The sequence below is a fragment of the Chryseobacterium sp. CG10_8 genome, assembly GCF_058117085.1.
In genome coordinates, this window is record NZ_JBYVEB010000181.1 from 1 (window position 1) to 3,344 (window position 3,344).

Genomic DNA, 3,344 nt, shown 5'->3' on the forward strand with positions numbered 1-3,344 from the left:
TAAAAATTTTATTGAATTAAAAATATTTATTGTGCGATAATTATTCAGACATGCCATCATTGCTTATAACTCCTTAACCAAGAGAAAATCGTTTTCAATAACACTATCATGTATAAAAACCTATACAGAGAGGCACAATACTCCTACAGCTAATTTCTAAAATGTATGAGGTATATGATTTCTTGAATGTGCTTGTTCTCCTAATATTTTTGAATTCTTTTGAACAAAAACGGCTTGAGCGTTAGCTCAAGCAGTCCATTATGAAGTGGATGATTGATTACAAAACCATGGGAACTTCCATCAAAAGCACTCTGCTGTTGGTTAAAGACTTTATATTAACGACATCGGTATCCCAAATTCCGAAGCCGTCTCGTTGGGACAATTTTTGCCCTTCTACTTCAATTTCTCCATCCAAAACGAAAAAGTACATTCCGTTTCCTTCCTTTTTTAATGAATAAGAAGTACTAACATTTTCTTCAAACTTCCCCAGGTGAAACCAAGCATCCTGATGAATCCAAACACCTTGGTCATTAGGATTAGGAGACAAGACCTGGTAGAATTCGTTTTTCTTCTCGACTTTACGAATCGAAACTTGGTCATAACGAGGCGTAACATTTCTTTCTTTCGGGAAGACCCAAATTTGAAGAAACTTCACTTCTTTATCCTTGTTTTTGTTGTATTCGCTATGGGTAATTCCCGTTCCGGCGCTCATCACTTGCACGTCACCTTCTCGGATAACAGTCACATTTCCCATGCTGTCTTTGTGTTCCAGATCCCCTTCCAACGGAATAGAGATAATCTCCATATTGTCATGAGGATGTGTCCCAAATCCCATTCCCGGTGCGACTTGGTCATCATTCAGGACACGAAGAACACCAAAATGCATTCTGTCGGGATGATAATAATTGGCAAAACTAAAAGTATGCTTGCTTTGTAACCAACCGTGGTTGGCGTCGCCTCTTGTGTCGGCTTGGTGTAGTACGGTATTCATTGTTTTGTTCTCTATGTTAGGAAAATGATTAAATCCGATGATATCTAATTCTTTAAGTTCATCAATATTATTTTTAAGAAGATTACCCAACGCAGCGGAGCTCACAAAAGCACTCGTACCAAGTAATCCTTTTCGTAGAAAATCTTTTCTGTCCATGACTTAAAGTTGAAATTAACAAGACAAAATTACAATCTAACCAAGTCCAAAACATTGATGTAGGATAAGTAAGTGATGATGAGAAATGCTTTTTCTTTAAATTGTTAAATGTTGATGGTCAAAATACCAGTTATTTTCTTCCCTTTAAAACAGGAGATTTCCTGATCGGCGTTTTCATGATTTTTTTCAATTTAGCCATCCGAAAAAAAACAAACCTATGAAACCTTCAATCACGATTCCGGATGAGGTGCTTCAAATGGTGATGATACTGCTTGCTGAAGCTTCAGAACGGATGATAATTAGGAAAAAAACGGAATCTCCATTTTATGACAATGCAGATCTCAAGATGTATCTTCATGTTTGCGACAAAACACTTCAACGATGGCGAAAGTCGGGTAAGATACCCTATCGCAAGGTGGGCAAAAAGTACTTTTATCCCAAATCATTTTTCGATATCTAAAAAATCCACAAATGGATTTTAAATATTCATTGGTGACTCTTAAAAACTAAAATCGCTGGCTTGTCAAAGTCAGCGATTCGTCTTCATTAGGGTGATTACAGTACTGTTTGCGCACCTACATACTGGGATATACAAGCAGAGCTTTCTTCTACATTGTGGAAATAAGCCCAGACTTGAACTTCTTTCCCCTGGAACAATAGAGGAAGCGTTACATCGGCGGTAGCATCTTGCCGAATTGCCGCTGTTTCGTAGTTCGAAAACTCGTTCAGTTCTTCGCAGTAGCTCACCACGCAGAAGATGTCATTGCCATGAGCAGAAGCCTGGACTTGATTATCTGTCCATGTGAAGTTCAGCACCTGATTGGCTTGTGGAGTTACCGCCAAATTCTGAAAAGCAGCCAATTCCCCTTTGGTGACAATCACTTTGGAGTAGTTAAGTGCTGGAACATCGTTGACAACTTCAACAGCATCGTTAATGGTGTAAGCGGTTGCCAAATTGGTTCTCGACTTTTGACCTTGTGGACTTCCGAAATACAATGCCTGAATTCTTCTCAATGGATTAAGAAAACTAATCACCAATTTGAATTTCTGTTGTTGCATCAACTGCCTATCCGTTGCAGGACGAGATGAAGGTTTTGGACGGCTTCTGATCACGTCCAATCCGCGCCAGTTAGCGCCTACTACGGTACCGATGGTACCACTGAATCCACCAAGGATTCCTTTACTAATTCTTGCCATAATAAATCTATTTTTTTGGTTATTATGAGGACGAAGTTATATCGCTTTGGGTTGATTAGCAATAGTTTGCGCTCAAATGTCCGCGTGTGTCCACCAATGTCCACATAAGTCCACCTTTTGTACCCCCTTTCTTCGAGACTTCTTCGAGACTTCTTTTGGAATCCTTTTGAAAAACCATGTTTTTTCAAAAGGATTCTGGGGGGAGAGAGGGCTTATATCTAACTTATGTTAGAAAGTATTAATGATTTCGTGAAGTCAATCCTAACGGGAGTTAAGATACGTGTATAAATGTTTTTTTTTTTTTTTTTTGACATAGGCAATTAATGTAAATGATAATTAAACGATAGTTTTATACTATTTGAGATTTGATTAAAAAAAACAATTATCAATTGTTTTTTTATAATTTATTTTTCAAAAAATTAACGAAATTTCACTTAACATAATAAATTATTTGATAATTTATTATTTAATTTTAAACTATTTGGATTGATATGTATAATTTTGTGAAATTATAGAGTGTCTTATGTTTTTATAAAATATGGAGGTGCTCTTTCTTAATTTCTTGATGATTAATGAAATGAAATAAACAAAAAAACATTAAATGTAAAGTATGAGGAATTTTTTTATCTCGTTATTTTTACTACTCAGTATGGTGGCTTTCCCACAGAGTGGTAATGTGTGTATGACTCGCTTGCATAATGGTTTTGCAGATATCTTGATACCTGTCAGCCAATGGACGAGTCCTAGTGTGACCCTTAAGGTCTATCGGACTAATGGAACTGTAGTGGCAACCGCGACCTACGCCGTTGGAACCTTGACTACCGTTTCTAATAATGGTACTCCTTTTTATTACATTAAAGGATTAGCCAATAGCTATGGAACGGAGACTTTAAAGTATGAAGTGAGTGGGACTACAAATCCTGCAGTAGCTATGACTTTGGCCTCAGTACCACAAGATCAGTGGAGTGCAGCAGGAACTTCTGAAACATGTGTTCCGAAG

The 3,344-nt window shown here is 37.3% G+C and carries 4 protein-coding genes; 2 read left to right on the plus strand and 2 right to left on the minus strand.

Annotation, left to right across the window (positions count from 1 at the left end):
- Positions 1–277: 277 nt before the first annotated feature.
- Positions 278–991, minus strand: coding sequence for a pirin family protein (locus tag AC4AGG_RS15825; protein WP_489772992.1), 714 nt, complete (start codon positions 989–991; stop codon positions 278–280).
- A 373-nt stretch (positions 992–1,364) separates the two neighbouring features.
- Here AC4AGG_RS15825 and AC4AGG_RS15830 point away from each other — a divergent pair, with 373 nt between their 5' ends.
- A complete protein-coding gene (locus AC4AGG_RS15830; protein ID WP_489772989.1) occupies positions 1,365–1,607 on the plus strand; it encodes a helix-turn-helix domain-containing protein in 243 nt (80 codons plus the stop codon).
- 95 nt (positions 1,608–1,702) lie between these two features.
- Here AC4AGG_RS15830 and AC4AGG_RS15835 read toward each other — a convergent pair whose 3' ends face one another.
- A complete protein-coding gene (locus AC4AGG_RS15835; protein WP_489772990.1) occupies positions 1,703–2,344 on the minus strand; it encodes a DUF6266 family protein in 642 nt (213 codons plus the stop codon).
- Between the two features lie 610 nt (positions 2,345–2,954).
- Here AC4AGG_RS15835 and AC4AGG_RS15840 point away from each other — a divergent pair.
- Positions 2,955–3,344: hypothetical protein (locus AC4AGG_RS15840; protein ID WP_489772991.1), on the plus strand; the 390-nt coding region annotated here is incomplete at its 3' end.